The organism is Mesorhizobium sp. M0243 (assembly GCF_040321775.1).
GTDB lineage: Bacteria > Pseudomonadota > Alphaproteobacteria > Rhizobiales > Rhizobiaceae > Mesorhizobium.
On the sequence record NZ_JAMYSF010000030.1, the window covers coordinates 35,655 to 60,505 of the forward strand.

Annotated in this window: 22 protein-coding genes; 14 read left to right on the forward strand and 8 right to left on the reverse strand. The window is 64.2% G+C overall.

Annotated features, from left to right (window positions below; genetic code table 11):
• The first annotated feature begins 153 nt into the window (after positions 1 to 153).
• The 4 genes from ligA to NKJ11_RS28240 all read left to right on the forward strand — a co-directional run bounded on the left by ligA (position 154) and on the right by NKJ11_RS28240 (position 4,234).
• Positions 154 to 2,358, forward strand: a complete 2,205-nt coding sequence (gene ligA, locus NKJ11_RS28225) for an NAD-dependent DNA ligase LigA (RefSeq protein ID WP_352794792.1) — start codon at positions 154 to 156, stop codon at positions 2,356 to 2,358.
• On the forward strand, positions 2,355 to 3,047 hold the full coding sequence (locus NKJ11_RS28230) for a DUF2461 domain-containing protein (protein WP_352630875.1): 693 nt from the start codon (positions 2,355 to 2,357) through the stop codon (positions 3,045 to 3,047). The genes ligA and NKJ11_RS28230 overlap by 4 nt, the downstream gene beginning before the upstream one ends.
• A gap of 165 nt (positions 3,048 to 3,212) precedes the next feature.
• Complete coding sequence (locus NKJ11_RS28235) at positions 3,213 to 3,941, forward strand: AzlC family ABC transporter permease (protein ID WP_128303502.1); 729 nt, start codon at positions 3,213 to 3,215, stop codon at positions 3,939 to 3,941.
• Positions 3,938 to 4,234, forward strand: coding sequence for an AzlD family protein (locus tag NKJ11_RS28240; protein ID WP_057142891.1), 297 nt, complete (start codon positions 3,938 to 3,940; stop codon positions 4,232 to 4,234). The genes NKJ11_RS28235 and NKJ11_RS28240 overlap by 4 nt, the downstream gene beginning before the upstream one ends.
• Positions 4,235 to 4,559: 325 nt before the next feature.
• Here the strand turns inward: NKJ11_RS28240 and NKJ11_RS28245 are convergent, their stop codons facing one another.
• From NKJ11_RS28245 to NKJ11_RS28255, 3 genes are all read right to left on the reverse strand, one after another.
• Positions 4,560 to 6,404 carry an aminopeptidase P family protein gene (locus NKJ11_RS28245; RefSeq protein ID WP_352794793.1) on the reverse strand — a complete coding sequence of 615 codons (1,845 nt, stop codon included), beginning with the start codon at positions 6,402 to 6,404 and terminating at the stop codon, positions 4,560 to 4,562.
• Positions 6,405 to 6,550: 146 nt separating this feature from the next.
• Complete coding sequence (locus tag NKJ11_RS28250) at positions 6,551 to 7,423, reverse strand: 50S ribosomal protein L11 methyltransferase (protein ID WP_352794794.1); 873 nt, start codon at positions 7,421 to 7,423, stop codon at positions 6,551 to 6,553.
• 10 nt (positions 7,424 to 7,433) lie between these two features.
• Complete coding sequence (locus NKJ11_RS28255; protein WP_128303538.1) at positions 7,434 to 8,012, reverse strand: SCO family protein; 579 nt, start codon at positions 8,010 to 8,012, stop codon at positions 7,434 to 7,436.
• A 189-nt stretch (positions 8,013 to 8,201) separates the two neighbouring features.
• Here NKJ11_RS28255 and NKJ11_RS28260 point away from each other — a divergent pair, with 189 nt between their 5' ends.
• From NKJ11_RS28260 to NKJ11_RS28270, 3 genes are all read left to right on the forward strand, one after another.
• A complete protein-coding gene (locus tag NKJ11_RS28260; RefSeq protein ID WP_031213595.1) occupies positions 8,202 to 8,717 on the forward strand; it encodes a CreA family protein in 516 nt (171 codons plus the stop codon).
• A gap of 68 nt (positions 8,718 to 8,785) precedes the next feature.
• Positions 8,786 to 9,427 carry a transferase hexapeptide repeat family protein gene (locus NKJ11_RS28265; protein WP_023813124.1) on the forward strand — a complete coding sequence of 214 codons (642 nt, stop codon included), beginning with the start codon at positions 8,786 to 8,788 and terminating at the stop codon, positions 9,425 to 9,427.
• 303 nt (positions 9,428 to 9,730) lie between these two features.
• Positions 9,731 to 10,156 carry a low affinity iron permease family protein gene (locus tag NKJ11_RS28270; protein WP_127320442.1) on the forward strand — a complete coding sequence of 142 codons (426 nt, stop codon included), beginning with the start codon at positions 9,731 to 9,733 and terminating at the stop codon, positions 10,154 to 10,156.
• A 3-nt stretch (positions 10,157 to 10,159) separates the two neighbouring features.
• On the opposite strand, the gene NKJ11_RS28275 is transcribed toward NKJ11_RS28270, so the two are convergent.
• Positions 10,160 to 11,026 (reverse strand): SDR family NAD(P)-dependent oxidoreductase, encoded by an 867-nt coding sequence (locus NKJ11_RS28275; protein WP_352442249.1) that lies wholly within the window; start codon positions 11,024 to 11,026, stop codon positions 10,160 to 10,162.
• 187 nt (positions 11,027 to 11,213) lie between these two features.
• Here NKJ11_RS28275 and NKJ11_RS28280 point away from each other — a divergent pair, with 187 nt between their 5' ends.
• A complete protein-coding gene (locus NKJ11_RS28280) occupies positions 11,214 to 11,495 on the forward strand; it encodes a hypothetical protein (protein WP_352794795.1) in 282 nt (93 codons plus the stop codon).
• 53 nt (positions 11,496 to 11,548) lie between these two features.
• Here NKJ11_RS28280 and NKJ11_RS28285 read toward each other — a convergent pair whose 3' ends face one another.
• On the reverse strand, positions 11,549 to 12,124 hold the full coding sequence (locus tag NKJ11_RS28285) for a TMEM175 family protein (RefSeq protein ID WP_127293041.1): 576 nt from the start codon (positions 12,122 to 12,124) through the stop codon (positions 11,549 to 11,551).
• 242 nt (positions 12,125 to 12,366) lie between these two features.
• On the opposite strand from NKJ11_RS28285, the gene NKJ11_RS28290 reads away from it, so the two are divergent.
• Together NKJ11_RS28290 and NKJ11_RS28295 are read left to right on the forward strand one after the other, a co-directional pair.
• The gene (locus NKJ11_RS28290) at positions 12,367 to 12,768 is read left to right on the forward strand and encodes an SH3 domain-containing protein (RefSeq protein WP_023813119.1); all 402 of its coding nucleotides are present in this window, start codon (positions 12,367 to 12,369) and stop codon (positions 12,766 to 12,768) included.
• A gap of 184 nt (positions 12,769 to 12,952) precedes the next feature.
• Complete coding sequence (locus NKJ11_RS28295; protein WP_352794796.1) at positions 12,953 to 14,164, forward strand: MFS transporter; 1,212 nt, start codon at positions 12,953 to 12,955, stop codon at positions 14,162 to 14,164.
• A 33-nt stretch (positions 14,165 to 14,197) separates the two neighbouring features.
• On the opposite strand, the gene NKJ11_RS28300 is transcribed toward NKJ11_RS28295, so the two are convergent.
• Positions 14,198 to 15,670: an MATE family efflux transporter gene (locus tag NKJ11_RS28300; RefSeq protein WP_502905821.1), complete on the reverse strand. Its 1,473-nt coding sequence runs from the start codon at positions 15,668 to 15,670 to the stop codon at positions 14,198 to 14,200.
• A gap of 170 nt (positions 15,671 to 15,840) precedes the next feature.
• Complete coding sequence (locus NKJ11_RS28305) at positions 15,841 to 17,319, reverse strand: esterase-like activity of phytase family protein (RefSeq protein WP_352794798.1); 1,479 nt, start codon at positions 17,317 to 17,319, stop codon at positions 15,841 to 15,843.
• A gap of 218 nt (positions 17,320 to 17,537) precedes the next feature.
• Between NKJ11_RS28305 and NKJ11_RS28310 the strand changes: the two genes are divergently transcribed.
• Together NKJ11_RS28310 and NKJ11_RS28315 are read left to right on the forward strand one after the other, a co-directional pair.
• Positions 17,538 to 19,949, forward strand: coding sequence for a GcvT family protein (locus tag NKJ11_RS28310; RefSeq protein ID WP_352794799.1), 2,412 nt, complete (start codon positions 17,538 to 17,540; stop codon positions 19,947 to 19,949).
• 12 nt (positions 19,950 to 19,961) lie between these two features.
• Entirely contained in the window at positions 19,962 to 21,515 is a 1,554-nt protein-coding gene (locus tag NKJ11_RS28315; RefSeq protein WP_352794800.1) for a trimethylamine methyltransferase family protein, read from the forward strand.
• Between the two features lie 142 nt (positions 21,516 to 21,657).
• Here the strand turns inward: NKJ11_RS28315 and NKJ11_RS28320 are convergent, their stop codons facing one another.
• Positions 21,658 to 22,683, reverse strand: coding sequence for a LacI family DNA-binding transcriptional regulator (locus tag NKJ11_RS28320; RefSeq protein WP_128303515.1), 1,026 nt, complete (start codon positions 22,681 to 22,683; stop codon positions 21,658 to 21,660).
• Positions 22,684 to 22,879: 196 nt separating this feature from the next.
• Between NKJ11_RS28320 and NKJ11_RS28325 the strand changes: the two genes are divergently transcribed.
• Positions 22,880 to 23,911 carry a Gfo/Idh/MocA family protein gene (locus NKJ11_RS28325; protein WP_128303516.1) on the forward strand — a complete coding sequence of 344 codons (1,032 nt, stop codon included), beginning with the start codon at positions 22,880 to 22,882 and terminating at the stop codon, positions 23,909 to 23,911.
• On the forward strand, positions 23,908 to 24,816 hold the full coding sequence (locus NKJ11_RS28330) for a sugar phosphate isomerase/epimerase family protein (protein ID WP_128303517.1): 909 nt from the start codon (positions 23,908 to 23,910) through the stop codon (positions 24,814 to 24,816). Before NKJ11_RS28325 ends, NKJ11_RS28330 begins: the two co-directional genes overlap by 4 nt.
• Positions 24,817 to 24,851 lie beyond the last annotated feature (35 nt).

Consider the following 24,851-nt stretch of genomic DNA (forward strand, 5'->3'; position numbering starts at 1 on the left):
CGGGGGTGCCTCTAACTGGTGAAATTCGACGCACGAACAGAGTCAGCATATGGCTCCATCCTGCTGTTTCGGCGTGGTTTTGTCAGAATTCAGCTCCCTTCCATCCGAATCCTGATCTATTGTCCCGGGCCAACAGCAGCCAGGTGCAAAACCATGTCCGAAAAACCAGTCGATGCCCTGACCGAAAGCGAGGCCGAAGCCGAGCTGAAACGGCTGGCGGAAGAGATCGCCGAGCACGACCGGCGTTACCATACCGAAGATGCGCCTGTTATCACCGATGCGGAGTATGATGCGCTGGCGCGGCGCAACCTTGCCATCGAGGAGCGCTTTCCAGCGCTGGTTCGCGAGGACTCGCCATCGCTGAGGGTTGGTGCAGCACCCGCGGAAGGCTTTACCAAGGTGCGCCATGCGGTGCCGATGCTCAGCCTTGCCAAGGCCTATACCGACGATGACGTCACGGATTTCATCGAACGCGGGCGGCGATTCTTCGATCGCGACAAGGAGCTCGACATCGCCTTCACCGCCGAACCGAAGATCGACGGGCTGTCGGCTTCGCTGCGCTACGAGAACGGTGTGTTCGTGCAGGGCGCAACGCGTGGCAACGGCGCCGTCGGCGAGGACATCACCGCCAATTTGAAGACTATCGCCGACATTCCTTCGAAGTTGAAAGGCTCGGGCTGGCCCGAAACCATCGAGATCCGCGGCGAGGTTTATATGACCTATGCGGAATTCGAGGCGCTGAAGCAACGCTCGGCAGCGGCCGGCGGCCAGGACTATGTCAATCCGCGCAATACGGCGGCCGGGTCGCTGCGCCAGAAGGATCCGTCCGTCACCGCCAGCCGCAATCTCAAATTCTTCGCCTATGCCTGGGGTTACACGACGGCGGATCCCGCTCCGACCCAATATGATTCGGTGCAGAAATTCGCCGAGTGGGGTTTCAAGATCAGTCCGTTGATGGTGCGGGCGAAATCGGCCGAGGAGTTGATCGCGCATTATCATCGGATCGAGGAGCAGCGCTCGGCGCTCGGCTACGATATCGACGGTGTCGTCTACAAGGTCGACCAGCTGGAATTGCAACGCCGATGGGGCTTCGTCACCGGCGAACCGCGCTGGGCGGTCGCGCACAAATTCCCGGCCGAACAGGCGATGACGACCGTGCAGAAGATCGACATCCAGGTCGGTCGTACCGGTACGCTGGCGCCGGTTGCGCGGCTGGCGCCGGTCACTGTCGGCGGCGTCGTGGTCGAGAACGTCACGCTGCACAATGAGGACTACATCAAGGGCCTGGACAGTACCGGCGAGCCGATCCGAGATGGCATCGATGTGCGCATCGGCGATACGGTCGTGATCCAGCGGGCAGGCGATGTCATTCCGCAGATCGTCAGCGTCGTCATCGACAAGCGGCCTGCTGATGCGGTGCCTTACGAGTTCCCTCACACTTGCCCGATCTGCGGCTCGCCGGCGACGCGCGAGATCAACGAAAAGACCGGCAAGGAAGATTCCCGCCGGCGCTGCACCGGCGAACTGATCTGCCCGGCGCAGGCGGTGGAGGGATTGCGCCACTTCGTGTCACGCGGCGCCCTGGACATCGAAGGGCTCGGCGCGGAAAACATAGACACGTTCTTCAATGCGGGATTGATCAAGACCGCCGCCGATATCTTCACGCTCAGGGACCGCCGTCCGGCTGTCACCAGGGCGCTGGCCGAGCGCCGTGAGGAGCAGGCAAGGCAGCGCGAGGCCGCATCGGGCAAGACACGCAAGAATGTGCGCAGCGTCGAGGATCGCAACTATGAGGGCCTCGACAAGCTGTTCGCCGCCATCGATTCGCGCCGCGAGCCGGAGCTGGACCGCTTCATCTTCGCGCTCGGCATCCGCCATATCGGTGAAACGACGGCCGCCGTGCTTGCCCGCACCTTCTCGACCATCGAGGAGCTGATCCGCGTCGGCAAGGAGACAGCGGCAGCGGAGAATCCACATACGGTTTTCCCCTCGGTCAACGGCATCGGCGATACCGTGATCGATGCTTTGCGCGACTTCTTCGGCAATGAGCGCAATGACGACGTGCTTGACGCGTTGCTCCGCCAAGTCAAGCCGAAGCCGTATATCGTCAACGTCTCGGCCGACAGCGAGGTCGCCGGCAAGACGGTCGTGTTCACGGGCTCGCTGGAGAAGATGACACGCTCCGAAGCCAAGGCGATGGCGGAGCGCCTCGGCGCCAAGGTCGCGGGCTCGGTTTCGGCGAAGACCGATCTTGTCGTGGCCGGGCCAGGTGCCGGCTCCAAGCTGAAGCTCGCCAGCGAACTCGGCATCGAGGTGATCGACGAGGATGCCTGGCTGGTGCGGATCGGCAAGGCATGACCGGACCGTTCAGCGGCTTCGGCCCCAAAGCCATTCCGTTCCTCAAGGCGCTGGATTTCCACCAGAGCCGCGAGTGGTTCCTGGAGAATCGCGACCTCTTCGAAAAGGATTTGCGCGATCCATTCGGTGATCTCGTCGAGACGCTGACCGCGCGCTTCGCGGAGGCAGGTCTCGGCCTGCGCGGCGACCGCAAGAAGTCGCTGTTCCGGATCAATCGCGACGTGCGTTTCGCCAAGGACAAGCGGCCCTACAACAGGCATTTGTCGGCCATCCTGTCGCCCGACGGCACCAAGATGGAGCAGGGCGTGTTCTACGTGCATATCGGGCTTGAGCGCTGCTTTGCCGACATTGCCTGGTGGCAGCCGGAGCCTGCGCTGCTGCTGGCGATGCGCAAAGCCGTCGCGACGAAGCCGGACAAGTTTCGCGCCCTGGTGGCGGCGCTGAAGAAGAACCGGCTTGAACTCGAGACCGAAGGCCGTATGAAGCGTACGCCACGCGGCTTCGAGGAAATCAGCGATCCCGATCTGGTCGCCGCCATCCGCCACCGGCATTTCTATGTCCAGCATGTCATCGATCCGGCCGGAATCCATACGGCTGATCTGGTCGATGAACTCGTCGATTTCACCTTGCGCGCCAAGCCGCTGCTCGACTGGGGCAGGGCGATTGAGGGCAAGATCCCGAAGGAATAAGCGTCTAACTCAGCCGATCCAGCGATCATTTCCGCTGATCGTTTGGCTCAAGCGAATTCGTGTGACACGGCGAGGCGCGCCACCTACATACCGCGCTTCCCTTGTTGTTGTGCATGTCGTTATCCCTGCTACGCACTTTTGGGCGACATGTATCAGGAGTGGTTGATGGCGACGGACGCAATTTCGGAGAGCAGCGAAAGAAGCGATTTCTGGCAGGGCGTGCGGCTGTCGATGCCTGTCGTGGTGGCGTCGGCGCCGTTTGCGGTGCTGTTCGGTGCGCTCGCCGTCGACAATGGTTTCTCGGTCCTGGAAGCCTTCCTGATGAGCGCGCTGGTCTATGGCGGCGCCAGCCAGATGGTCGGCATCCAGCTGTTCGGCCAGCATGTGGCGCCGTGGCTGATCGTGCTGTCGATCTTCGCCGTCAATTTCCGCCACGTGCTCTATTCCGCAGGCATCGGCCGGCGCATCGCGCACTGGCCTGTCACCCAGCAGGCACTTGGTTATTTCATCCTCACCGATCCGCAATTCGCGGTAGCCGAAGCGCGGGCGCAATCGGGCCAGACGGTCGGCTTTGCCTGGTATCTGGGGCTTGGCTTGCCGGTCTATCTGTTCTGGATCGTCGAAAGCGCGCTTGGCGCACTGTTCGGCAAGCTGATCCCCGACACGCATGCGCTCGGCATCGATTTCCTGCTGCCGATCTATTTCCTCGGTCTCGTGCTGGGCTTTCGCAAGCGGCCGCTGTGGCTGCCGGTGGTCGTCGCCAGCGCCGCCGCCTCGATCATCGCCTACAAGACGGTCGGCTCGCCTTGGCATGTCTCGATTGGCGCTGTTGCCGGTGTGCTGCTGGCGGTCATCCTGCCTCCCCATCACAGCGGCGTAAAGGCACGGCCATGAGCACGACCTTCTGGATCATCATCGCCGGCGCAATCGCGACCTATCTGACGCGCATCGGTGGGCATCTGGTCATCTCCCGCTTCGACACCATCCACCCGCGCGTTGAGGCCGGCCTCAATGCCGTGCCGGCCGCGGTGCTGACGACGCTGGTGGCGCCGGAACTGTTGAATGCCGGGCCGGCGGAATGGGCGGCTCTGGTGGTCACCGCGGTCGTCTCGCTGCGCGGTGGGTTGATGGCGATGTTTCTGGCGGGTGCGGCAGTGCTGATTTTGGCGCGGCAGTTCGTGGGGTAAAATTCTAAGCGCGAATCGGTTTGGACGTTAGCGCCGCCTTTATTGCCCTGCCGGGCACTTCTCCCCGTAAACGGCCGGGCTGTCACGTATGGATTCTTGCGAAGAAGAACCCCCACCCTAACCCTCCCCACAAGGGGGAGGGAACGCTGCCGCGTGCCTTTAATTCTTCTTGGCGCCGAAAAGACAGGCGATTCTCCTGGGTCAGCGCCAACGGAAGTCTCCCTCCCCTTGTGGGGAGGGGTTAGGGGTGGGGGTCCGTGCCGGGCAGCCATCTCAAGAATCCATACGCGATAGTCCTGCCGTAAACGGGAGAAAGAAGCTCACCTCAAATCTTCGCGTCGTGCGGCAGCGGCGCTGTCGCCTTCTCCAGCCAGGCCAGCGTTTCGCCGTCGAGCATCGGGCCGATCTCGGTCAGCACGCGCGCATGGTACGTGTCCAGCCAGTGCAACTCGTCGCGCGTCAGGAGGTCCGACTGCACCAGTCTTGTGTCGATCGGCGCCAGCGTCAGCGTCTCGAAGCCGTGCATGGCGATATCGCCGCCCTCGATCTCTTGCGCCGGCGTCACCAGGATCAGGTTCTCGATGCGGATGCCGTAGGCGCCTTCCTTGTAGTAGCCCGGCTCGTTGGACAGCATCATGCCTTCGAGCAGCTTTTCGGTGCCGGTGCGGGCGATACGCTGCGGCCCTTCATGCACGGCCAGATACGAGCCGACGCCATGGCCGGTGCCGTGGGCGAAGTCGCAGCCGTGCTTCCACAGCGCCATGCGCGCGACGGCATCGATCTCGGAGCCGCGCGTGCCGGCGGGAAAGCGCAAGGTGGAAATGCCGATCATGCCTTTCAGCACCAGGGTGAAGCGTTCGCGCATCTCCTGCGTCGGCTCGCCGATAGGCACGGTGCGGGTGATGTCGGTGGTGCCGTCCTGATACTGCGCGCCGGAATCGAGCAGGAACAGCTCGCCGGCCTGCAGCTTGCGGCTGGTGGCGCGAGATACGCGATAATGCATGATGGCGCCGTTCGGGCCGGCGCCCGAAATGGTGTCGAAGGAGACATCGCGCAGCGGCATCTGCGTTTCCTCGCCGGTCTGCCGGCGCTGTTCCTCCAGCCGGGTGACCACCGATATCTCGTCGAGCGATCCGGGTTTTTGCCGCTCCAGCCAGCACAGAAGCTTCGCCACGGCGGCACCGTCACGCCGATGCGCGGCGCGCGAGCCGTTGATTTCGGCCTGGTTCTTGGTGGCGCGCGGGATGCGCGCGGGGTCGGCTGCGGCGATCACGGTGCCGCAATTGGCCTCGACCAGCATGCGCAGCCTGTCGGCCGCCAGCACCGGATCGAGCGCGATTTTTGCGCCACTCTTGGCAAGTGCCGCAATCGCCGCTTCGAATTCGCCGGGCTCATGCGGCTCGGCGAGCTGGGTGAGGTAGGCCGCGACCTGGCGCGAGAACTTGCGCTTATCCATGAAAAGCTGGTGCGACCCATCGGCGGCGAGGATGGCGAAGCCGAGCGCCAGCGGCGTGTGCGGCACGTCACCGCCACGGATGTTTAAGGCCCAGGCGATGGAGGAGGAGTCGGTCAGCACGGCATGGGTGGCGCCTTCCTTTGCGATCGCCGCCGCCAGCCGCGCCAGCTTGTCCTTGGCAAGCTCGCCGGCAAAGCCGATCGGGTGAAGCTCGACGGGAGCCACCGGCGCGTCGGGCTGTTCCTTCCAGATGATGTCGATCGGGTTCTTGTCGAGCGGCACCAGCACCGCACCTGATTTGTCGGCCGAGGCCTGCAGCGCCTTGACCTCGCTGATCGTGTGCAGCCATGGATCGAAGCCGAGCCGTGCGCCCTTGCCAAGATTGTCTTTGAGCCAGACAGCCGGGGGATTGTCGACCAGGCTTTCGATCGAAAAGACATCGAGATCGACCTCGCTGCGCACCTGCAGCGTGTAGCGCCCGTCGACAAAGACGAAGACGCGATCGCGCAGGACGATGGCGACACCGGCCGAGCCGCTGAAGCCGGTCAGCCATTTCAGCCGCGCCGAGCGGTCGGCGACATACTCGCCCTGATGCTCGTCGGCACGCGGCACGATGAAGCCGTCCAGCCCGTTGGCTTCAAGCCATTGGCGCAGCAACGCCACACGCGGTTTGCCGACGGCCGGGTCGCCCGCGGAATCGAAGGTCTGGAACATTGTGGGCCTCCTGCGATCAGCGCAACCGTAGCGTAAGGTCGCGGAAATCGGAATCGATTTCCGGCTGGGCGCAACCTGCTACAGCATCGCTTGGCTGACAACCGGTGGAACTTGGTCCAAGCTCGGTCGTTGCCGGCCTGCATGCCTCAATGCTTCAGATGGATCGTCACCCAGCCTTCGCGGTGCAAGGTGCGCACGTGGCGAAAATTCTGGCCGACATAGGCCGAGATGACGGCGTCCCGCTGGCGCTCGAGGATACCCGACAGCACGATCGAACCGCCAAGTGCGATGTGACCAGCCATTTGCGGCGCCAGCCGCATCAGCGGCCGTGCCAATATGTTGGCGACGATGAGATCGAAGGGCGCGCGCTTGCCGAAGATCGGATGGTGAAAACCAGGCGCGGTTGCTGTTTCCACCAGTGCCTTGACGTGGTTGAGCCGCGCATTGGCGGCAGCCACCCGCACCGCCACCGGATCGATGTCGGTGGCCAGCACAGGAATATGCGCCAGCTTGGCGACGGCGATCGCCAGCACCGCACTGCCGGTGCCGAGGTCGAGCGCATTGCGCGGATGCTCGCGCCGAACCACTCTTTCAAGCATTTCCAAGCAGCCGGCTGTGGTGCCGTGGTGACCGGTGCCGAAGGCGAGGCCGGCCTCGATCTCGATGGCGAGTTCGCCGCTGTGGCGTTTCCTGCGGTCATGCGCGCCGTGGACGAAGAAACGGCCGGCACGCACCGGCTTCAGCTCTTCCAGCGAATGCGCCACCCAGTCGATGTCGGGCAGGGCCTCGCGCTCGATCGGCTTCGACAGGGAAAGGCCGGCAAGGATGTCCTTCAAGCGGGTCTCGACCGCATCGACGTCGCCATCGGCATAGAGCGACACTTCGTGGATGTCCTTGTCCTCGTCGACCTCCAGGACGGCGATAGGCAGCCCTTCTTCCTCGAAGGCCGCCTCGAGCGCCGCGAAAATGCTGACGGACTCGGTCTTTCCGGTGGTGAAGTAAAGGCGCGTCTGGGTCATGAAATGGTAATCAGCCTTTCGCCGCCAGCCGCTTCAGCTTGGCGATGGCCGTATCGGCGCTTTCGCCGTAGGCGATGGTGCCGGCAAAGTCGCCATTGGCGTTGAGCAGCAGCACCGAGGCGGTGTGGTCCATCGTGTAGTCGCCGTCGCCGGTGTCGACCTTCTTCCAGTAGATGCCGAACGACTTGGCCATGGCATGGACCTTGTCCGGAGCGCCCGTGATGCCGACGATGCGGTCGGAGAAATTGCTGACATAGGCGTTCATCACTTCCGGCGTGTCGCGCTCGGGATCGACCGAGACGAAATAGGCGTGCAGGTTCTTGCCGTCGTCGCCGAGCGTCTTCAGCCAGCCGGCCAGTTCGAACAGCGTGGTCGGGCAGACCTCGGGGCAATGGGTGAAGCCGAAGAAGACGACGCTGGGCTGCCCCCTGAAGGCGGCTTCGGTGATCGGCGTGCCTTTCTGGTCGACCAGGGTGAAGGCGGCACCGAAAGGTTCGCCGCCATAGTGGCCGCGGTACCAGTCGAAGGTCAGCCAGCCGATGCCGGCCGCCATCAGGACGAGAATGCCGACCAGGATAGAACGCATCATCATCAAAAGTCCGTCTGCAGAAATCGCCGCGCCGGCTCAATGCCGCGCCTGTGCGACAGTCTTAGCGGTTCGGCCTCGCACAGGCAAAGTGCCGCGTTGCCGCAACCGCAGTGGTGTTGACCTATCTGCTTGCAAAGCCGGGCTGCTCGCCCCACCTGTGACCGGCAACTCGAACCGCAGGAGGCTAGTTTGCGACGACTGATTGGGCGACGACTGATTGGGCGAAAACTGATCGGCGGCGCGTTGGCCGCGTGCGTTGTCCTAGGCGCCGGTGCTGCTGTCGCCGAGGAAGTCGGCAAGGTCGGCGTCGACTGGCTTGGCAACGACATCATCGTCGAGGCGATCAAGGATCCGAAAGTGGAAGGCGTGACCTGCCATGTCTCCTATTTCGATCGCGGCATCATCGATCGCCTGCACAAGGGCAACTGGTTCGAGGATCCGTCCGATTCCTCGATCTCCTGCCGCCAGACCGGTCCGATCACCATCGGTGACATCGACATGAGCGAGGGCGGCGAGGAGGTGTTCAAGCAAGGCATCAGCCTGATCTGGAAGAAGCAGGTGGTGAACCGCATCTACGACAAGCCCAATGAGACGCTGATCTATCTCTCGCATTCGCGCCAGGTGCAGAACGGCTCGGCCAAAATGTCGGTCACCACCGTGCCGCTCTACGGCCAGAACGTGGTGTGGAGCAAAGGCAAGCCGTAACAGGCGGCCGACCTTCGGACGATTAGTCCCGCTTGCGGGACCAATCGCTCGGGGGTAAAGCCGCCGGCATGGACCGTTCCGAAAACCTCGTCCCGAAAGACCCCGAGCCACGCATCCATCCGACCGCGGAGCTGAAGGCGTGCAAGCTCGGTCGCTATGCCTCGATCGGCGAGCGAGTGGTGCTGCGCGAGGTGAATGTCGGCGACTTCTCTTATTTTGAACGCCACTGTGAAGCGATCTACACGACGATCGGGAAATTCTGCTCGATCGCCGCCAACAGCCGCATCAATGCGCTGGAGCATCCCATAGAGCGGCTGACCCAGCACAAGCTCAGCTACCGGCCGAACGAGTATTTTCGCTGGCTGGGCGTCGATGCCGCCTTCCGCGAGCGGCGGCGGGCGAAAGCGGTGACCATCGGCCATGATGTCTGGATCGGCCACGGCGCGGTGATCATGCCTGGGGTCGCCATCGGCAACGGTGCCGTCATCGGCGCCAACGCCGTGGTGACGCGTGACGTGCCGTCCTATGCGATCGTCGCCGGCGTGCCGGCGAAGGCACTCCGGCCACGCTTCGCTCCGGATATGGCGGCGCGGATCGAAGCTCTCGCCTGGTGGGACTGGCCGGTCGAAAAGCTCGCCAGAGCGGTTCCCGACATGCAGGCAATGCCGATCGAAGCGTTCCTCGACCGCTGGGAAAACGACGCCGTCTGACCAGTTCAAGTGCGTAGCGTTGAGACGGAGTCGGGCGACGCGCTTCAAGGCCCGCCGGACTGAAACCCCTTCCGCCATGCGGGGGTGGCGCAGCGGAAGGGGCTGGAGTTGAACCGCTGTGAAGCGGAAGGAACAGGCACTCTCGCCTGCAGGGTCATTGTGACATTGAACCCATAAGGCGTGTTTTCCAGGCTATTCTCCCTATGCGTGTAGGCAATTGTACCTGAGGTATTTGCTTGCATCGGGAACCTGAAACGGTCGCTGATTGTTCTCATCGCGCCGCAGCGTTGAGGATTTCGATAGATGGAAAAGCATTTCACCAAGGTCGCCAACTGGGTCGCCCGCATAGCCGGCCTGCCGCCGACATTCGCCCTCTGTTGCCTGATCGTCATCGTCTGGGCGGTGAGCGGTCCGTTCTTCGGCTTTTCGGACACCTGGCAGCTCGTCATCAACACGGGCACGACCATCATCACCTTCCTGATGGTCTTCCTGATCCAGAACACTCAGAACCGCGACGGCGCGGCGATCCAGGCCAAGCTCGACGAACTGATCCGGGTCGGCAAGGGCCACAACCACTTCATCGGCATCGAGCATCTGACCGAATCCGAAGTCGAGGAAATCCGCGCCAAATGCGAGCGTGCTGCAAAGCGGCATGACGAACAGATCGCCGACATGGCGGCGAAGAAGGTTGTGGCGAAAAAGCGCGGGTCGAAAAAGCAGGCGGCCTGAAAATCAGCCCTTCATGAACGCCGCGAAACTGTCCTTGTGGTCCGGATGCCAGCGCGACAGGGCTGGGCGGTTCTCAATGATATCGCCGATCGCCCAGGCCATGCGCTTTTCATCCAGCGGGCGGGCCGCCTCATTGTCCGGGCACAGGATGTAGAAATCGCCTCTGGTCAGGGATTCCAGCATGAAATCCACAACCTGTTCGCCGGTCCAGGCGCCGGCCGGTTTTTCCGTCGCGCCCTCGGTCAGGCCGGTAAAGGTGAAGCCGGGGATCAGCAGATGGGCAGCGACATGGGCGCCGGGTTCGTTGCGTAACGCATGCGCCAGGCCCTCGGTGAAGGTTTTCACCCCTGCCTTGGAGACATTGTAGGCAAGATTGCCGGGCGGCGTGGTGATGCCTTGCTTGGAGCCGGTGTTGACGATCAGACCCGGCCCGGCCGAGGCCAGCATGCGCGGCGCGAAGGCCTCCACGCCATGCACGACGCCCCAGAAATTGATGTCCAGCAGCCGTTTCCAGGCGTCGCGGTTTTCCCATGGCTTTCCGGGATTGTCGCCGACGCCGGCATTGTTCATCAGCAGCGACACGCCGTCGAAGGCGCCGAACGCCCTCTCGGCGAGGCGGTCCACCTCATCCGCCTTCGAAACGTCGGCGGCGACGGCAAGCACGGCATCGTCGCCGGCAATCGCAGAAACGGCGCGCGAGGCGTCGTCAAGCCGCGCGCCGCCAATGTCGGCCAGCACGATCTTCATGCCCATCAGTGCAAGCCGCTTGGCGGCCGCCAGACCGATGCCGCTGGCGGCGCCGGTGATCACGGCGGCATTGCCTGGGGCAAGCGCGGGCAGGGCGGTCTGGATCTCGGCGTCGGTGATCATGAGCGATGGGTTCCTTGTTCGATGCGCCGAACTTAGCGCCGGAACCGGTCGGTGCAAGCCTCTGCTCGCCTTGTCGGGTTGACCAGTTCGGTCGAGGCTGCGCATGTTGCCCTTTGCCTCCGCAAAAGAGATTTTGCCCTGGGGACAAAACAAACTTTAGCCCTGGGGACAAACGGAGATTTCCTGATTGACGGCCTGGGTTGCAATCCTGAAAGAACAGACCGCCATTGGCGACCAGATGGGCCGCGAGGTGCCGCAGATGCTGGCCAATCCCGACATCAGCGAAACGCAGGTGAAGACGCTCTTTTCCGCCCTGGAGAAACAAGCCGAGTTCGTCGAGAAGCTGCGCATGGCGCTGGAAAAGTTCGGCCATGATTTCTCGATCATCAAGGCCGCGGAACGGCTGGAGGAGCGCTATGCCGACCTTGCCGCATCGGTGGCGGAAAAACTGAAAGCGATGCGCAAGTAGCGCAACTCTGGGAAAGACGTGCAACGCTTTGCCTTGAAAATGCGTGAAGACAGCTACTTTTCAATCACCCGCGCAAAGCGCGTATCCGGTACGAGCCATATCATCGCGACCAGCACATAGAGCGCGACGCCGATCCACTGGCTGACGAAGGTCAGCACGACGGCTGCGATGTAGACAGCCAGGGAGAGCTTCCCCTTGCGGTCAGTACCCAGCGCCTTGGCAAAAGCGGTATCATTGCCGTGCAGGCGATGCAGCGCGGCGGCGAGTATGGTGTAGGCGATGGCGCATAGCGCGAGGTCGGTGCCATAGACCGCGACCGGCACCGGCGCAAAGTGGTTCTCGCCCATGAAGGCTGTGGTCACCGGCATCAGCGACAGCCAGAACAGCAGATTGAGGTTGGCCCACAGCACGCGCCCGTCGACCCGCTGCACGGCGTGGAACATGTTGTGCAGGTTGTTCCAGTAGATGCCGACATTGATGAAGGACAGCACGTAGCAGAAGAAGATCGGCCACAACGGCACCAGGGCGGAGAAGTCCTCGCCGTGCGGCACTTTCAACTCAAGCACCATGATGGTGATGATGATGGCCACGACACCATCGGTGAATGCCTCGACCCTGCCTTTGCCCATGGATCCCACCTTTGCCCGCGATGAATTGTCGAAAGAGAGAGTAAACGCTAGCGGATGTTGGGGAGCCAATAAATGGCAACCGGGGAATTCCTCAACCATGTCCAAGGAAAATCCGGCATCAGTCCCGCTGGTCAGGACGATTACGGCCGCCCACCGTTGACTTTTCTTGGCTTGGCCGCTCCTCTTGCAGGGCAGTCTTGGCCGAAGCAGATGTACGGCTGGGATTCGAATGGAGGGGACTGATGAGATTTCGTTTTCTGCTTGTGGTCGCGACCATCCTGGCCGCGGTCTTCGGGACGTCGGCCGCGGCCTTCGCCTACAGCGCCCACACCTCGACCAACCTCAACGTCCGCAGCGGGCCGGGAGCGGGATACGCCAGGGTGGGAACGCTGCCCGCCGGCTTCAGGGTCAATGTCACCGGCTGCCAGCCGGGCTGGTGTAGAATCCACGGCGGCGGCGTGAGCGGCTGGGCCAGCGCCGGTTATCTCGAACGCTCCCAAATCGTTCGCCCGCCGATCATCATCGTGCGCCCGCCGCATCGGCCGCACTGGCAGCACAGGCCGCACCGTCCTCCGCACCATCGCCCGCCGCACAAGCCGCGCCCCGGCAAGTGCAAGATCGCGCCCGGCTTCCCCTGCAGGTGAGGCCGACCGGTTGAGCGATAGATGACGGATCGGAGCCGCTGGCCCCGATCCGAGCCTGTTCAGCCGGCAGATATCCCGCTCAAGCAATGTCCACGGTGCTGTCAGGAGCCTCCCTGTCGGCTGGAACGTCGTGGATGAAACCGCGTTAAATCCTCGATCCCCGAAATTGGTGACGAGGTTGGCCATGGCCATTCGCAATTTTGCGCATACGCACGAAGGAGCAGGTGGCGACGCTCTTGCAATCCCCACCGTCGCCGCGATGATTGCGGTGCTGTTTGCCGGCAGCACGGTGCTGACGCCGCTCTATATCGTGTACAAGCAGCAATTCGGCTTTTCACAAATCACCCTGACGCTGATCTACGCCGTGTATGTCGTCGGCAATCTGGCGGCATTGGTGATGTTCGGCGGGGTGTCCGATGTCGTCGGGCGCCGGCCCGCGAGCCTGGCGGCGATGCTTGTCGCCATCGTCAGTGCGCTTGTCTTCCTGTTTGCCGGAAACGTCGTCTCGCTCGACGTCGCCCGCATCCTGAGCGGGCTTGGCATCGGCGTCGGCGCGGGGACCGGAACCGCGTGGATTGCCGAGCTTCTTCCCGGCGCGGACAAGTCGCGCGCCAGTGTGATCGCCACCAGCACCAATTTCCTCGGCCTCGGCTTCGGCGCACTGATTTCGGGACTTCTGGCTGAATATGAGCCATGGCCGTTGCGGCTGATCTTCATCGTCTATCTGGCAGCACTTTTGGTGGTAACGGTCCTGGTCTGGCGCACTCGCGAAACGATGGCGAAGCCGGGCGGCCTGCGGCGGCTTTCCTTGCGGCCGCAACTTTCCGTCCCGGAGGAAATCCGTGCGCGCTTCGTCGCGCCGGCGGTGACCGGCTTCGGCGCGATGGCGCTGGTCGGGTTCTACGCCGCGTTGGCGCCGAGCATCCTGGCGCAGCAACTGCATGTGACCAACCACGCCGTCGCCGGCGCGCTGTTCTTCGAACTGGCGATCGTCACCGCGATCAGCATTGTCGTTCTGATGCACATGAAGAGCAACAAAGCGATGCTGGCTGCGCTGGCATTGATGATCCCAAGCGTCTCGTTGGTGGTGGCGGCGCAGATACTGGCCTCGATGGCACTGATGGTTGCTGCGACGGCCTGTTGCGGCGTTGCGGCGGCGCTTGGTTACCGTGGCGGGCTGCAAGTAGTGAACGAGATCGCGCCGAAGGCTCGTCGCGCCGAAGTGGTGTCCAGCTTCTTCATCTGCTGCTTTGTCGGCAACGCCTTGCCCGTCATCGGCATTGGCATCGTTTCGACCTATGCCAGTCCCATCGCCGCCAGCCTGGCATTCGCCGGCGTGATCGTGGCGTTTGCGTTGGTGGCACTGGCTTTTGAGCTGAAACAACACGGGCGTTGAGCCCTGGAGCTGTCCAGCGGAACCGGGTTGGCTTCAGCCGTTCGGTGTTTCAGGCGAAAGATGCGCGCGTCCGCGTGGCACGCCAAGACCGGTGTCCGGCGGCTCGCCGGCTGCCGGTCTGTTCTCGATCATGTGCGTGGTGCGCCAGCGGCCGAAACGGTAGTAGGCAGAGGCCAGTACAAGCGAGCTGATCGAACCCACCGGGAAACTCCACCACAGCGCTTCCTCGCCGATCACGCCACGCATGAAATAGGCAAAGCCGGTGCGCACGATCAGCACCGAAATGACCAGGATGATCAGCGGCGGCATCACGGCACCCGTGGCTCGTACGGTGGCAAACAGCACGATGGTTATGCCGAACAGGATGAACGACCACGAGGCGACATTGTTGATGTGGACGGCGATGTCGATCGCAGCACTATCGCTGCTCAGGAACAGGCTCAGCACCGAACGGTCGAAAACCGACAGCACGGCAACCAGCGCGCCGGTCAGGACCAGGTTGAAGCCGACGCCGGAGGCGGCGATGCGGCCGATCCGGTCCCAGCGCCCGGCGCCGACATTTTGTGCCGCCATCGAGGACACCGCGGCGCCGATGGCGAGCGCCGGCATCTGGATGTAGGTCCACAGTTGGGCGGCGATGCCGTAAGCGGCCGCGACCTGCGAGCCGTTGGAGTTGACCATGCCCATCACTGTCAATGCAGCCGCGGAGATGACGATCATCTGCAGACCCATCGGCACGCCCTTGAAGACGACGATGCGCAGCAAGGTGGGATCGGGCCGCAGCAGAGCGAGGTTGGCGCCGGCCAGCCGCAGCGGATGCTTGCGCACATAGAGCACGATCAGGATGGCGATCACGCTTACCGTCTGGCCGATCAGCGTCGACGTGGCGGAGCCGGCGATACCGAGTTCGGGAAACGGCCCGATGCCGGCGATGAGCAATGGGTTGAGCACGATGTCGAGGACGACGGCCAGCGCCATGAAGAAGAAGGGCGTGCGTGAATCGCCGGCACCGCGCAGCACGGTCATGACGAAGGACAGAAGGTTCATCATCGGCACGGCGACGAAGATGATGCGCAGATAGGAGCGCGCCAGCGGCAAGGCATCGGCCGGTGTGCCGAGCGTGTTGAGAATGGCGTCGACCCAGATCCAGCCGCAGACCGCGAAGACAACCGAGACGAGGAAGAAGAACGTCGCGCTGGTGCCGACGATGCGGCGCGCCTCGGGCAGGTCGCGGGCACCGACCGACTGGGCCACCAGAATGGTGGCCGCCATGCCGATGCCGAACACAGTGCCGAGGATCAGGAACAGGACGAGGTTGGCGTTGGAGGTGGCGGTCAGCGCCGATTCGCCGAGGAAACGGCCGACCCAGACGGCGTTGATCGAACCGTTGAGCGACTGCAGCACGTTGGAGCCGAGCACCGGCAGGGCGAACAGCAGAAGCGTGCGCGGGATCGGGCCGCTGGTCAGGTCGCCGGTGCGCCGGCGCGCGGGCATTTTTTCGTCCATGGCGGGCAGCTCGGCGGATGGTGATTTGGATCCAGTCCACGATGATATCGCAGGCGGGACCGAGATGCACCCTTGCGAACGCGCCGCACGGTTGAAAGGCCGCTGCCCCGTTCATGCCCAGCCGCGAGCCCCAGCGGACGCGCCAAGCGCGCCCGCCCGGGCAGTGGTGGTTACTTCTTGGTCAGACCCGGCAGCGTGACCTGATAGACCAGGAACATGGTGTCGACATTGGCGCCGTCTTCGGCCTTGTAGGGCGCGCCGACCTGAAAACCGTCCTGGGCGAGGAAGTCGTTGTCGTTGGCGACGAACAGGAAGTAGTCGTCGGGCAGCTTCGGATCCAGAACGCTGACCACTGACATCGCCTCCCACTTCTCGGACAGGTTATCCTGGTCGTTGGGCGCGCCATTGTGCAGGCCGAAGCGGCCGAGCTCGGCACTGTCGTTGATGTCGATGAATGGCGTCAGCTTGGCCGGTGTCACCGATGGGTCGACGACGCCCTTGGGGGCGACCGGCTTGTCAGCGGCGTCGAAGGCGCCGCCGGCGATGTCGGTCGCGACCGAGACGTCGACGACGAAGATCTGGCGCACAAGCGAGGTGTCGCCCTTCAGCCCCTGGCCGTTGCCGCTGTCGCGCGCCAGCATCAGGAAAGTCTGATCCGACAGTGCCACGATCTCGCTCTGCGCGGCGACCTTGGTCTTGCCCTTGGCATCCTTGAACACCGGCAGCGGCACGACATACTCATGCGCCAGCTTGAGATGGCCGAGGTCGGATGCGTCGTAGACGAGGGCGCGGGTGTTCTGGCGCGTGGCGGGCGAATCGCCGCCGTCCTGCCGGGGCGCCGACTGCAGCACGGCGATCAGGAACTTGCCGTCTGGCGTCATTGCCATGCCTTCGAGGCCTTGGTTGTTCTGGCGGCCGGTTTCGGGATCCTTCGGATCGGGCTCGGCGGCACCGGGTCCCGGATTGTCCGAGGCGAAGTTCGGCGTGCCGTGGCGCATCGGCACGAGGGCGGCCGGTGGCTGGGTTGCCGACAGCAGATGCCCGTCGGCGGAAAACCGATAGATGTTCGGGCCGTATTCGTCGGAGATGAACATCGAACCATCGGGCAGCCGCACGATCGCCTCGTTGTCGAGCGCCAGCTTGCCATTGTCGGCTTGCGGCAGGATCGGCATGTCGCCGCTTGCCGCGCGCACGCCGTTGAGCGGGTCGAGGCCGGTGGCATCAGCGCCCTTGTCGTCGGTGAGCAGCATGGTGTCGGCGAGCGTCGCCTTGACGCCCGTCTGCTCCTGGCCGGCAGCGGGTGCGGCACCCAATGCGGTCGGCATGAATTCTATGCCGATGGTGTTGAGGCGCGGCCGGTAGTCGGTGGTGCCGACGACATTGTAGCCGCGGTCGGGCAGCAGCCAGAGCGAACCCTTGTAACCATCGGCGCCGTGCGTCCAGCCTGATGTGTCGATCGCCATGCCGGAGCCCGAGCCGAAGGTCTCGCCGAACTTGTCGCGCTGAGCGGCCGGGATGCGGCCGACACCGACCAGCCCCTTGTTGACGAGGCCGCCGACGGTCGCGGTGCTGTCGGCGAGCGCCGGCGTCAAGGCGGTGAACAAGGCCAGCGCGACGCCGAGCGACGCGGTTCGGTACAGGTGTTTCATGGATAATCCTCTTTGTGACGGATGTGCCGCGAGGCGCGACATCGATGATGCCGCGCAGGCCTCCCCGAAACGCGGTCTACGGCGCGAACATGATGCTTACGTGACAGCGCGCGGTGCATGCCGGCGGTCGACGAAAAACGATGCGCGCGCGCGGCACTAGACACTTATGTCCAGTAAATATATGCTCCAGCCTTCGGACTAACCGTGGAGGGGAAGCCTTGAAGTCGCACTACCGCGCAGTCGTCATCGGAGGTGGCGTGGTTGGAGCCTCGGTGCTCTATCACCTGACGCGGTTCGGCTGGAGGGATGTGGCGCTGATCGAGCGCGCCGAACTGACGGCCGGTTCGACGTGGCACGCGGCGGCAGGCTTCCATTCGCTCAACGCGGATCCCAACGTGGCGGCGCTGCAGGACTACACCATCAATCTCTACCGGGAGATCGAGGCCGAATCCGGCTGGGATATCGGCCTGCACATGACGGGCGGCGTCAACATCGCCAGCGATCCCGCGCGCTGGGAGTGGCTGAAATCGGCCTGGGCGGTGTTCCAGTCGGTCGGCATCGAGACCGCTAGGTTGGTAACGCCCGATGAGATCAAGACGATCTGCCCGATCGTCGACGTCACCGGTGTGCTTGGCGGGCTGCATGATTCCAACGAAGGCCATCTCGACCCGTACGGCACGACGCATGCCTATGCGGGTGCTGCGAAGAAGCGCGGCGCCGACATCATCCTGCGCAACCGGGTCGTCGAGTTGAAGCCGCGCGCCGACGGTCGCTGGGATGTCATCACGGAGCAGGGCACCATCATCGCCGAGCATGTCGTCAATGCCGGCGGGCTGTGGGCAAAGCAGCTCGGCCGCATGGCCGGCGTCGACCTGCCGGTGACGCCGATGGAGCACCATTATTTCATCACTGAGGACATTCCCGAGATCGCGGCGCTGGACAGGGAAATCGGCATCGCCGTCGATCTCGATGGCTTTTCGTATCTCCGGCAGGAGCGCAAGGGCGTGCTGCTGGGCGTTTACGAGCAGAATCCGAAGCACTGGAACATGGATGGTGCGCCATGGGACTACGGCATCGAGCTGATCCCGGAAGACATCGATCGCATCAGCCCGGAACTCGCCAAGGCGCATGAGCGCTTCCCCTGCCTGGCGACTGCCGGCATCCGCAAATGGGTCAACGGTGCCTTCACCTTCACCCCGGACGGCAATCCGATTGTCGGGCCGGTGCGGGGGCTGAAGAATTACTGGGTCGCCTGCGGCGTCATGGCCGGTTTCAGCCAGGGCGGCGGCGTCGGCAAGTCGCTGGCCGAATGGATGATTTACGGCGAACCGCAGGCCGACATTTTTGGCATGGACATCGCCCGCTACGGCGCCTTCGCCGCCAACCGGGAATATCTCAAGCAGACCACGCGCCAGTTCTATTCGCGCCGCTTCGTCATGACCTTTCCCAATGAACGGCTGCCCGCCGGCCGGCCGCTGAAACGCCCCGGTGCCTATGACGGCATGACGGCCGCGGGATGCGAATGGACGGCTTCCTGGGGGCTGGAAATCCCGGCCTATTTCGCGCCGATGGGATTTGCCGAGAACACGACGCTGCGGCGCTCCAACGCCTTCGACATCGTCGGCGACGAGGCGCTGCAGGTGCGGCGCGCCGCCGGTCTCGTCGATATCTCGGCCTATTCGCGCTATGCGGTGGCGGGGCCAGGTGCGGAAGCCTGGCTCGACCGGCTGCTCGCCTGCAGGCTGCCGAAGCCGGGGCGGGCCGGCCTGGCGCCGATGCTCGGTCTTGACGGACGGCTGAAGGGCGACCTCACCGTCTTCAACTGGGGCGGCGGCAGCTATTGGCTGATGGGCTCCTACTATCTCCGGGAATTCCACATGCGCTGGTTCGAGAGCCATGCGGCTGAAGGCGTCACCGTCGACGACCTTTCCGACACGATGAGCGGCTTTCTGCTGACGGGGCCGAACGCGCGCAAAATACTGGAGCGAACGACGCATCAGGATGTTTCCGGCGCAGCGCTGCCGTTCATGGCCTGCGGCGCATTTGATATCGGCATGGTGCAGGCACGTGTGGCGCGGCTGTCGATATCAGGCGAACTCGGCTTCGAAATCAGTTGCCCCGTGACCATGCATGCCACTCTGCGCGACACGCTGCTGGGCGCTGGCGAGGATCTGGGCCTTGCCGAAATCGGCTACTATGCGCTCAATGCGCTGCGGCTGGAGAAGAGCTTTGGCATCTGGTCGCGCGAATTCACGCAAGGCTACACGCCGGGCCAGACCGGTCTCGACCGGTTCATCGCTTTCGGCAAGGGTGACTTCATCGGCCGCGAAGCGGCGTTGAAGGAGCGCGACGCCGGTGCCTCGCAGCGGATCGTGACGCTGGAGATCGACGCTATTGATGCCGATGCCAGCGGTTTCGAGCCGGTCTGGCATGACAGTCGGCGCGTCGGTTTCGTCACCTCGGGCGGATTTGGTTACACGATCGGCAAGAGCGTCGCACTGGCGTTGGTGGACGACGATTTTGCCGAGGAGGGGACGGCGCTTTCGGTGCACATTGTAGGCGTCAAGCGGCCGGCACGCGTCATCGCGGCCTCGCCCTACGATCCCGAGGGCAAGGCGATGCGGCAATGAGGAGAATACACCATGGTCGATGACGCGGCACGGGACAGCAGGCGCGAGCGCCGGCGTGGACGCACGGGCGAGGCAGGCAGCGAAAGCAGCCGCCGGCCCAATTATCATTCGCTGAAGAATCCGTTCCTGCCGCAGCCGATCTTCTCGGATGATCAGGTCGTCGCCATCCATGACACGGCGTTGCGCGTGCTGGAAGAGCTCGGCATCAAGGTGCTGCTGCCGCAGGCGCGTGAGCTTTTCGCCAATGCCGGCGCCCTGGTCGATCCGGACACCGACATGGTGCGCATCGGGCGCGACATGGTGACGGCGGCACTCGCCTCGGCGCCGAGATCGATCCACGCTCATGCCGGTTCGCGCGCCCGCGATCTGATGCTGGAGCTCGGCTCGATGACCTTCCTGGCCGGGAGCGGAGCACCGAACGTCACCGATCTCGAGCGCGGCCGGCGGCCGGGAACACTGGGGGATTTCGAGGATCTCATGCGGCTGGTGCAGCATTTCGACGTGCTGCATATGCTGGGGCCCTGCATCGAACCGCAGGATGTCGACAACCGCTTTCGCCACTATGCCGTCAACCGCGCGCAGCTGACGCTGTCGGACAAGTTTCCATTCGTCTTCGCGCGCGGTACGCCGCAGGTCGAGGACGGGTTCGAGATGCTGCGGCTGGCGCGCGGCCTGTCGCAGGACGAGTTTCTGGCAAATGCATATTGCTACACCGTCATCAACACCAACTCGCCGCGCCAGCTCGACACCCCGATGGCGCAAGGCATCATCGATTTCGCCCGCGCGGGCCAAATCTCCGTCATCACGCCGTTCTGCCTGGCAGGCGCCATGGCGCCGATCACGGTGGCCGGCGCGTTGACGCTGCAGCACGCCGAAGCGCTGGCCGGGCTGACGCTGGCGCAGCTCGTGCGGCCGGGTGCGCCGGTCGTCTATGGCTCGTTCTCCTCCAATGTCGACATGAAATCCGGCGCGCCAGCCTTCGGTACGCCCGAGCATGTCAAGGCGACGCTGGGCGCCGGCCAGCTGGCGCGCTTCACCGGGCTGCCGTGGCGGTCCGGCGGCGGCAGTGCGGCCAACATCTCCGACGCGCAGGCCGCGCACGAGACGCAGTTCGCGCTGTGGGGTTCGGTGCTGGCTGGGGCGACGATGTGCATCCATGCCGCCGGCTGGCTGGAGGGCGGCCTCAGTGTCTCCTTCGAGAAGCTGATCACCGACATCGAGGCGCTGCAGACGGTGGCTGAACTTTGTGCCGCGACGCCCGGCGACACCGATACGATCGGCTTCGAGGCGATCGCCGAGGTGCAGCCGGGCGGCCACTTCTTCTCGGCCGGCCACACCATGGCGCGCTACCGCACCGCCTTCTACGAACCGCTGGTGGCCGACTGGTCGAATTTCGGCAACTGGACGCAGAGCGGCTCGAAGACGGCGAGCGAGCGCGCCACCGGTGTCTGGAGGCGGGTGCTTGCCGATTTCGCGCCGCCGGCAACGGCTGCCGCCACCGCCGGCGTGCTGGATGAGTTTATCGCGCGGCGCACGGCAGAGGGCGGAGCGGCGCCGGTGTCTTAAGGCCGGCTCTCGCTGATCGCCCTGGTTGTGGCGCGATCCGGAGCCTACAGCGCCTCCCGCGCATTCAAGGTTGCGGCCGGTGCACTGCGGCACCGGTGTGCTGTTTGAGGGGAGGACGACATCGGCGGTCCTGCTGCCACCATCAATCGCTGTCGCGTGCGACCAGCTCCAGCGGCCAGACCTCGCGGATGATCCGCGGCCCCTCCGGGCCGGCGAAGGCGGGAAGCGACGCCAGCAGCATTTCGGCGAGGCGTTGTCCCATTGGCTCCAGCGCCGGGCGGAAGGCGGTCAGCGCCGGGGAAAAATAGCGGCAGAGCGGCGTGTCGACGATGACGGTCACCGCCATGTCTTGACCCGGCCTGATGCCCATCTCGGCCAGCGCCTTGCAGCCGCCCAGCGCCATTGCGTCATTGTTGAAGATGATGGCGGTCGGCGGGGCCTTGGAGCGCATCACCTGAGGCGTCACCTCGTAGCCGCCGGCCTCGTTGATGAAGCCGGAGGCGATCAGCTCGGGGTCGATCTCGATGCCGTGCCGCTTTAGGGCCTTGCGGTAGCCGGCCAGGAACAAATAGCCGAAGTTGAGGTCGAGCGACGGACGGACGGCTGCGATGCGGCGGTGGCCGCGCGCCACCAGGCGGTCGACGGCGTCGGCGCCGGCCTTCTCGAAATCGAGGTCGAGGGAAGGATAGGACTTGGCCCCGGAGCGACTGCGGCCGAGCGTGGCGAAGGGAAAGCCGGCTTGCGTGAGATAGTCGATGCGCTCGTCCTCGCGCCGCGTCCAGGCCAGCAGCACCGCGTCGGCGCGGCGCGTTTCGACGACACGGCGCAGGCGCTCCTGCTGGTAGTCGCCCGGCGCCCCCATGACCACGGTCAGGTCGAGCCCGCTTTCGGCAAGCCTGGCCTGCAGCCCGATCAGGAATGGAATGAAGAACGGCTCGCCATATTGCTGGTCACCGGGATGCGGCTGCAGCATGAAGGCGATCGAATGGGTGGCGCCTTGCCTCAGGCTGCGGCCGGACTGGTTCGGCGAATAGTTGAGCGTCCTGGCCGCCTCGAGCACGCGCTGGCGCGTGTCGGCATTGACGTCGGCGCGGCCGTTCAGCGCTCGCGACACCGTGCCGATCGAAATGTTCAGGTGACGGGCAAGGTCGTGAATGCTGGATGCCAAGTGACTGTACTCCCCTTGCTTGGCTAGCACCGGTGGCCGCTGAGGCCAAGGCGACAGGACGATTTTCGCCAACGGCCAATTGACATTCTACGCCTTCGGGTGTGTTCTCGTAAACGTTTACGGAAAAACGTTTACGGTCCTGCCGTGAATGCCGTGACGATCGGTCTGGAGGGACCGAGCGGAGGAGGAGCGCTGGATGATCGATGTCGTCCTGGTCGGCTGCGGAGCGATGAGCAAGGCCTGGCTCGATGCCATCAGGCAGATACACGGGCTCACCCTTGTCGGCCTCGTGGATATCGATGCCGAGAGGGCACGGGCGAGGGCGCGCGAATACGATCTCACCAATGCCGTCATCGGCAGCAATCTCGACGCCGTGCTCGACCAGACCAAACCGCAAGCGGTGTTCGACGTGGTGGTTCCAGCCGCCCGGCGCGAAGTCGCTTTTTCCGCTTTTGCCCACAATTGCCATCTGCTGACGGAAAAGCCGCTCGCCGACAGTCGGGAAAATGCGCGCGCCATCGTCGAGGCCGCGCGCCGCGCCGCGCGCATCCATGCGGTCGTGCAGAACCGCCGCTATGTCGCCGATGTCAGGCGCATCCGCAGGTTCCTGGATTCCGGCGCCATTGGTACGCCGACCAGCATCCACGCCGACTTCTTCGTCGCGCCGCATTTCGGCGGCTTTCGCGAGGAGATGGCGCATGTGCTGCTGCTCGACATGGCGATCCACACCTTCGACGCCGCCCGCTACATGGTCGCCGGCGAGCCGGCCAATGTCTATTGCCAGGAATGGGAGCCGGCCAATTCCTGGTACCGGCAGGGATCGTCGGCCAGCGCCGTCTTCGATCTCGGCCGCGGCAAGGTCTTCACCTATGCCGGCAGCTGGTGCGCCGCCGGCTTCCGCACCAGTTGGGAAAGTACATGGCGCATCGTCGCCGAGCGCGGCAGCCTCATCTGGGACGGTCATGACGACCTGAGGGCAGAAGCAGTGATGCCGGGCCGCGACGGAATGTTCGACAAAACCCAGCCGATCGCGGTGCCGCCGCTCGATGCGTCCGATCGCGTCGGCGGCCATCTCGGCATTCTCCAGGATTTCGTGGACGCCATCGAGACCGGCACCGAGCCGGAAACGCGCGGCGCCGACAACATCAAGAGCCTGGCCATGGTTTTCGGCGCCATCGAAAGCGCCGAGACCGGCCGCCGCGTGACAATCGCAGAGGACGCACAATGACGCCGAACCCGCTTCTCGACATCCGGATCGGCACCATGGTGCGGGCCAATCTCGACGACCCGGCGGCTTACGTCAAACAGATCCTGCCGCTCGGCTTCGAGAGCATCCAACCCTTCTTCTGGCAGACGCTTGGCGGCAAGGACCTGCCGCTTCTCGCCGGCCAGATCCGCGAGGCGATCGGCGATGCCGACGTCACCGTGTCCTCGCTCGGCGTGTTCGGCAATCCGCTGGAAGACGGCGAGGTCGACCGCGGCGTGCTCAAGGCCTGGGAGACGGTGATCGACAACGCGCATCTGTTCGGCACCTCGATGGTCAGCGGCTTCACCGGCCGCCTGCGCGGCAAACCTCTGCCGGACAGCCTGCCGCGCTTCAAGGAGGTCTGGGGACCGCTGGCCAAGCGCGCCGCCGACAAGGGCGTCCGCATCGCCTTCGAGAACTGCGCCATGGACGGCAACTGGGCCGCCGGCGACTGGAATATCGCCCACAATCCGGACGCCTGGGAGATGATGTTCAACGAAGTGCCGGACGACAATCTGGGCCTCGAATGGGAGCCCTGCCACCAGCTCGTCTATCTGATCGATCCGATGCCGCAGATCCGCAAATGGGCGCCGCGCATCTTCCATGTGCACGGCAAGGACGCGACGGTGCGTTGGGACGTGATCCGCGAGCATGGCGTGTTCGGCCGGCTGCCCTTCGTGCAGATGCGCACGCCTGGTTTCGGCGACAGCGACTGGACCCGGGTGATCAGCGAATTGCGACTGGCCGGCTACAAGGGGGCCATCGATATCGAAGGCTGGCACGACCCGGTCTATCGCGGCGACCTCGAGATCACCGGCCAGGTGCGGGCGCTGGAATATCTCAAGCAATGCCGGGGAGGGGCCAGCTACCTGCCGAACCCGATGTGAGGATCGGCCGGCGGGAGGAGCCGGCCGGGATGTCT

Bases quoted from the DNA above. Each gene is read 5' to 3' on its own strand.
- NKJ11_RS28295 (WP_352794796.1), top strand. From the start codon at position 12,953: ATGGCCATTCGCAATTTTGCGCATACGCACGAAGGAGCAGGTGGCGAC.
- ligA (WP_352794792.1), top strand. From the start codon at position 154: ATGTCCGAAAAACCAGTCGATGCCCTGACCGAAAGCGAGGCCGAAGCC.
- NKJ11_RS28315 (WP_352794800.1), top strand. From the start codon at position 19,962: ATGGTCGATGACGCGGCACGGGACAGCAGGCGCGAGCGCCGGCGTGGA.
- NKJ11_RS28235 (WP_128303502.1), top strand. From the start codon at position 3,213: ATGGCGACGGACGCAATTTCGGAGAGCAGCGAAAGAAGCGATTTCTGG.
- NKJ11_RS28230 (WP_352630875.1), top strand. From the start codon at position 2,355: ATGACCGGACCGTTCAGCGGCTTCGGCCCCAAAGCCATTCCGTTCCTC.
- NKJ11_RS28330 (WP_128303517.1), top strand. From the start codon at position 23,908: ATGACGCCGAACCCGCTTCTCGACATCCGGATCGGCACCATGGTGCGG.
- NKJ11_RS28255 (WP_128303538.1), bottom strand. From the start codon at position 8,012: ATGATGCGTTCTATCCTGGTCGGCATTCTCGTCCTGATGGCGGCCGGC.
- NKJ11_RS28240 (WP_057142891.1), top strand. From the start codon at position 3,938: ATGAGCACGACCTTCTGGATCATCATCGCCGGCGCAATCGCGACCTAT.
- NKJ11_RS28265 (WP_023813124.1), top strand. From the start codon at position 8,786: ATGGACCGTTCCGAAAACCTCGTCCCGAAAGACCCCGAGCCACGCATC.
- NKJ11_RS28270 (WP_127320442.1), top strand. From the start codon at position 9,731: ATGGAAAAGCATTTCACCAAGGTCGCCAACTGGGTCGCCCGCATAGCC.
- NKJ11_RS28245 (WP_352794793.1), bottom strand. From the start codon at position 6,404: ATGTTCCAGACCTTCGATTCCGCGGGCGACCCGGCCGTCGGCAAACCG.
- NKJ11_RS28300 (WP_502905821.1), bottom strand. From the start codon at position 15,670: ATGGACGAAAAAATGCCCGCGCGCCGGCGCACCGGCGACCTGACCAGC.
- NKJ11_RS28305 (WP_352794798.1), bottom strand. From the start codon at position 17,319: ATGAAACACCTGTACCGAACCGCGTCGCTCGGCGTCGCGCTGGCCTTG.
- NKJ11_RS28290 (WP_023813119.1), top strand. From the start codon at position 12,367: ATGAGATTTCGTTTTCTGCTTGTGGTCGCGACCATCCTGGCCGCGGTC.
- NKJ11_RS28285 (WP_127293041.1), bottom strand. From the start codon at position 12,124: ATGGGCAAAGGCAGGGTCGAGGCATTCACCGATGGTGTCGTGGCCATC.
- NKJ11_RS28325 (WP_128303516.1), top strand. From the start codon at position 22,880: ATGATCGATGTCGTCCTGGTCGGCTGCGGAGCGATGAGCAAGGCCTGG.
- NKJ11_RS28275 (WP_352442249.1), bottom strand. From the start codon at position 11,026: ATGATCACCGACGCCGAGATCCAGACCGCCCTGCCCGCGCTTGCCCCA.
- NKJ11_RS28250 (WP_352794794.1), bottom strand. From the start codon at position 7,423: ATGACCCAGACGCGCCTTTACTTCACCACCGGAAAGACCGAGTCCGTC.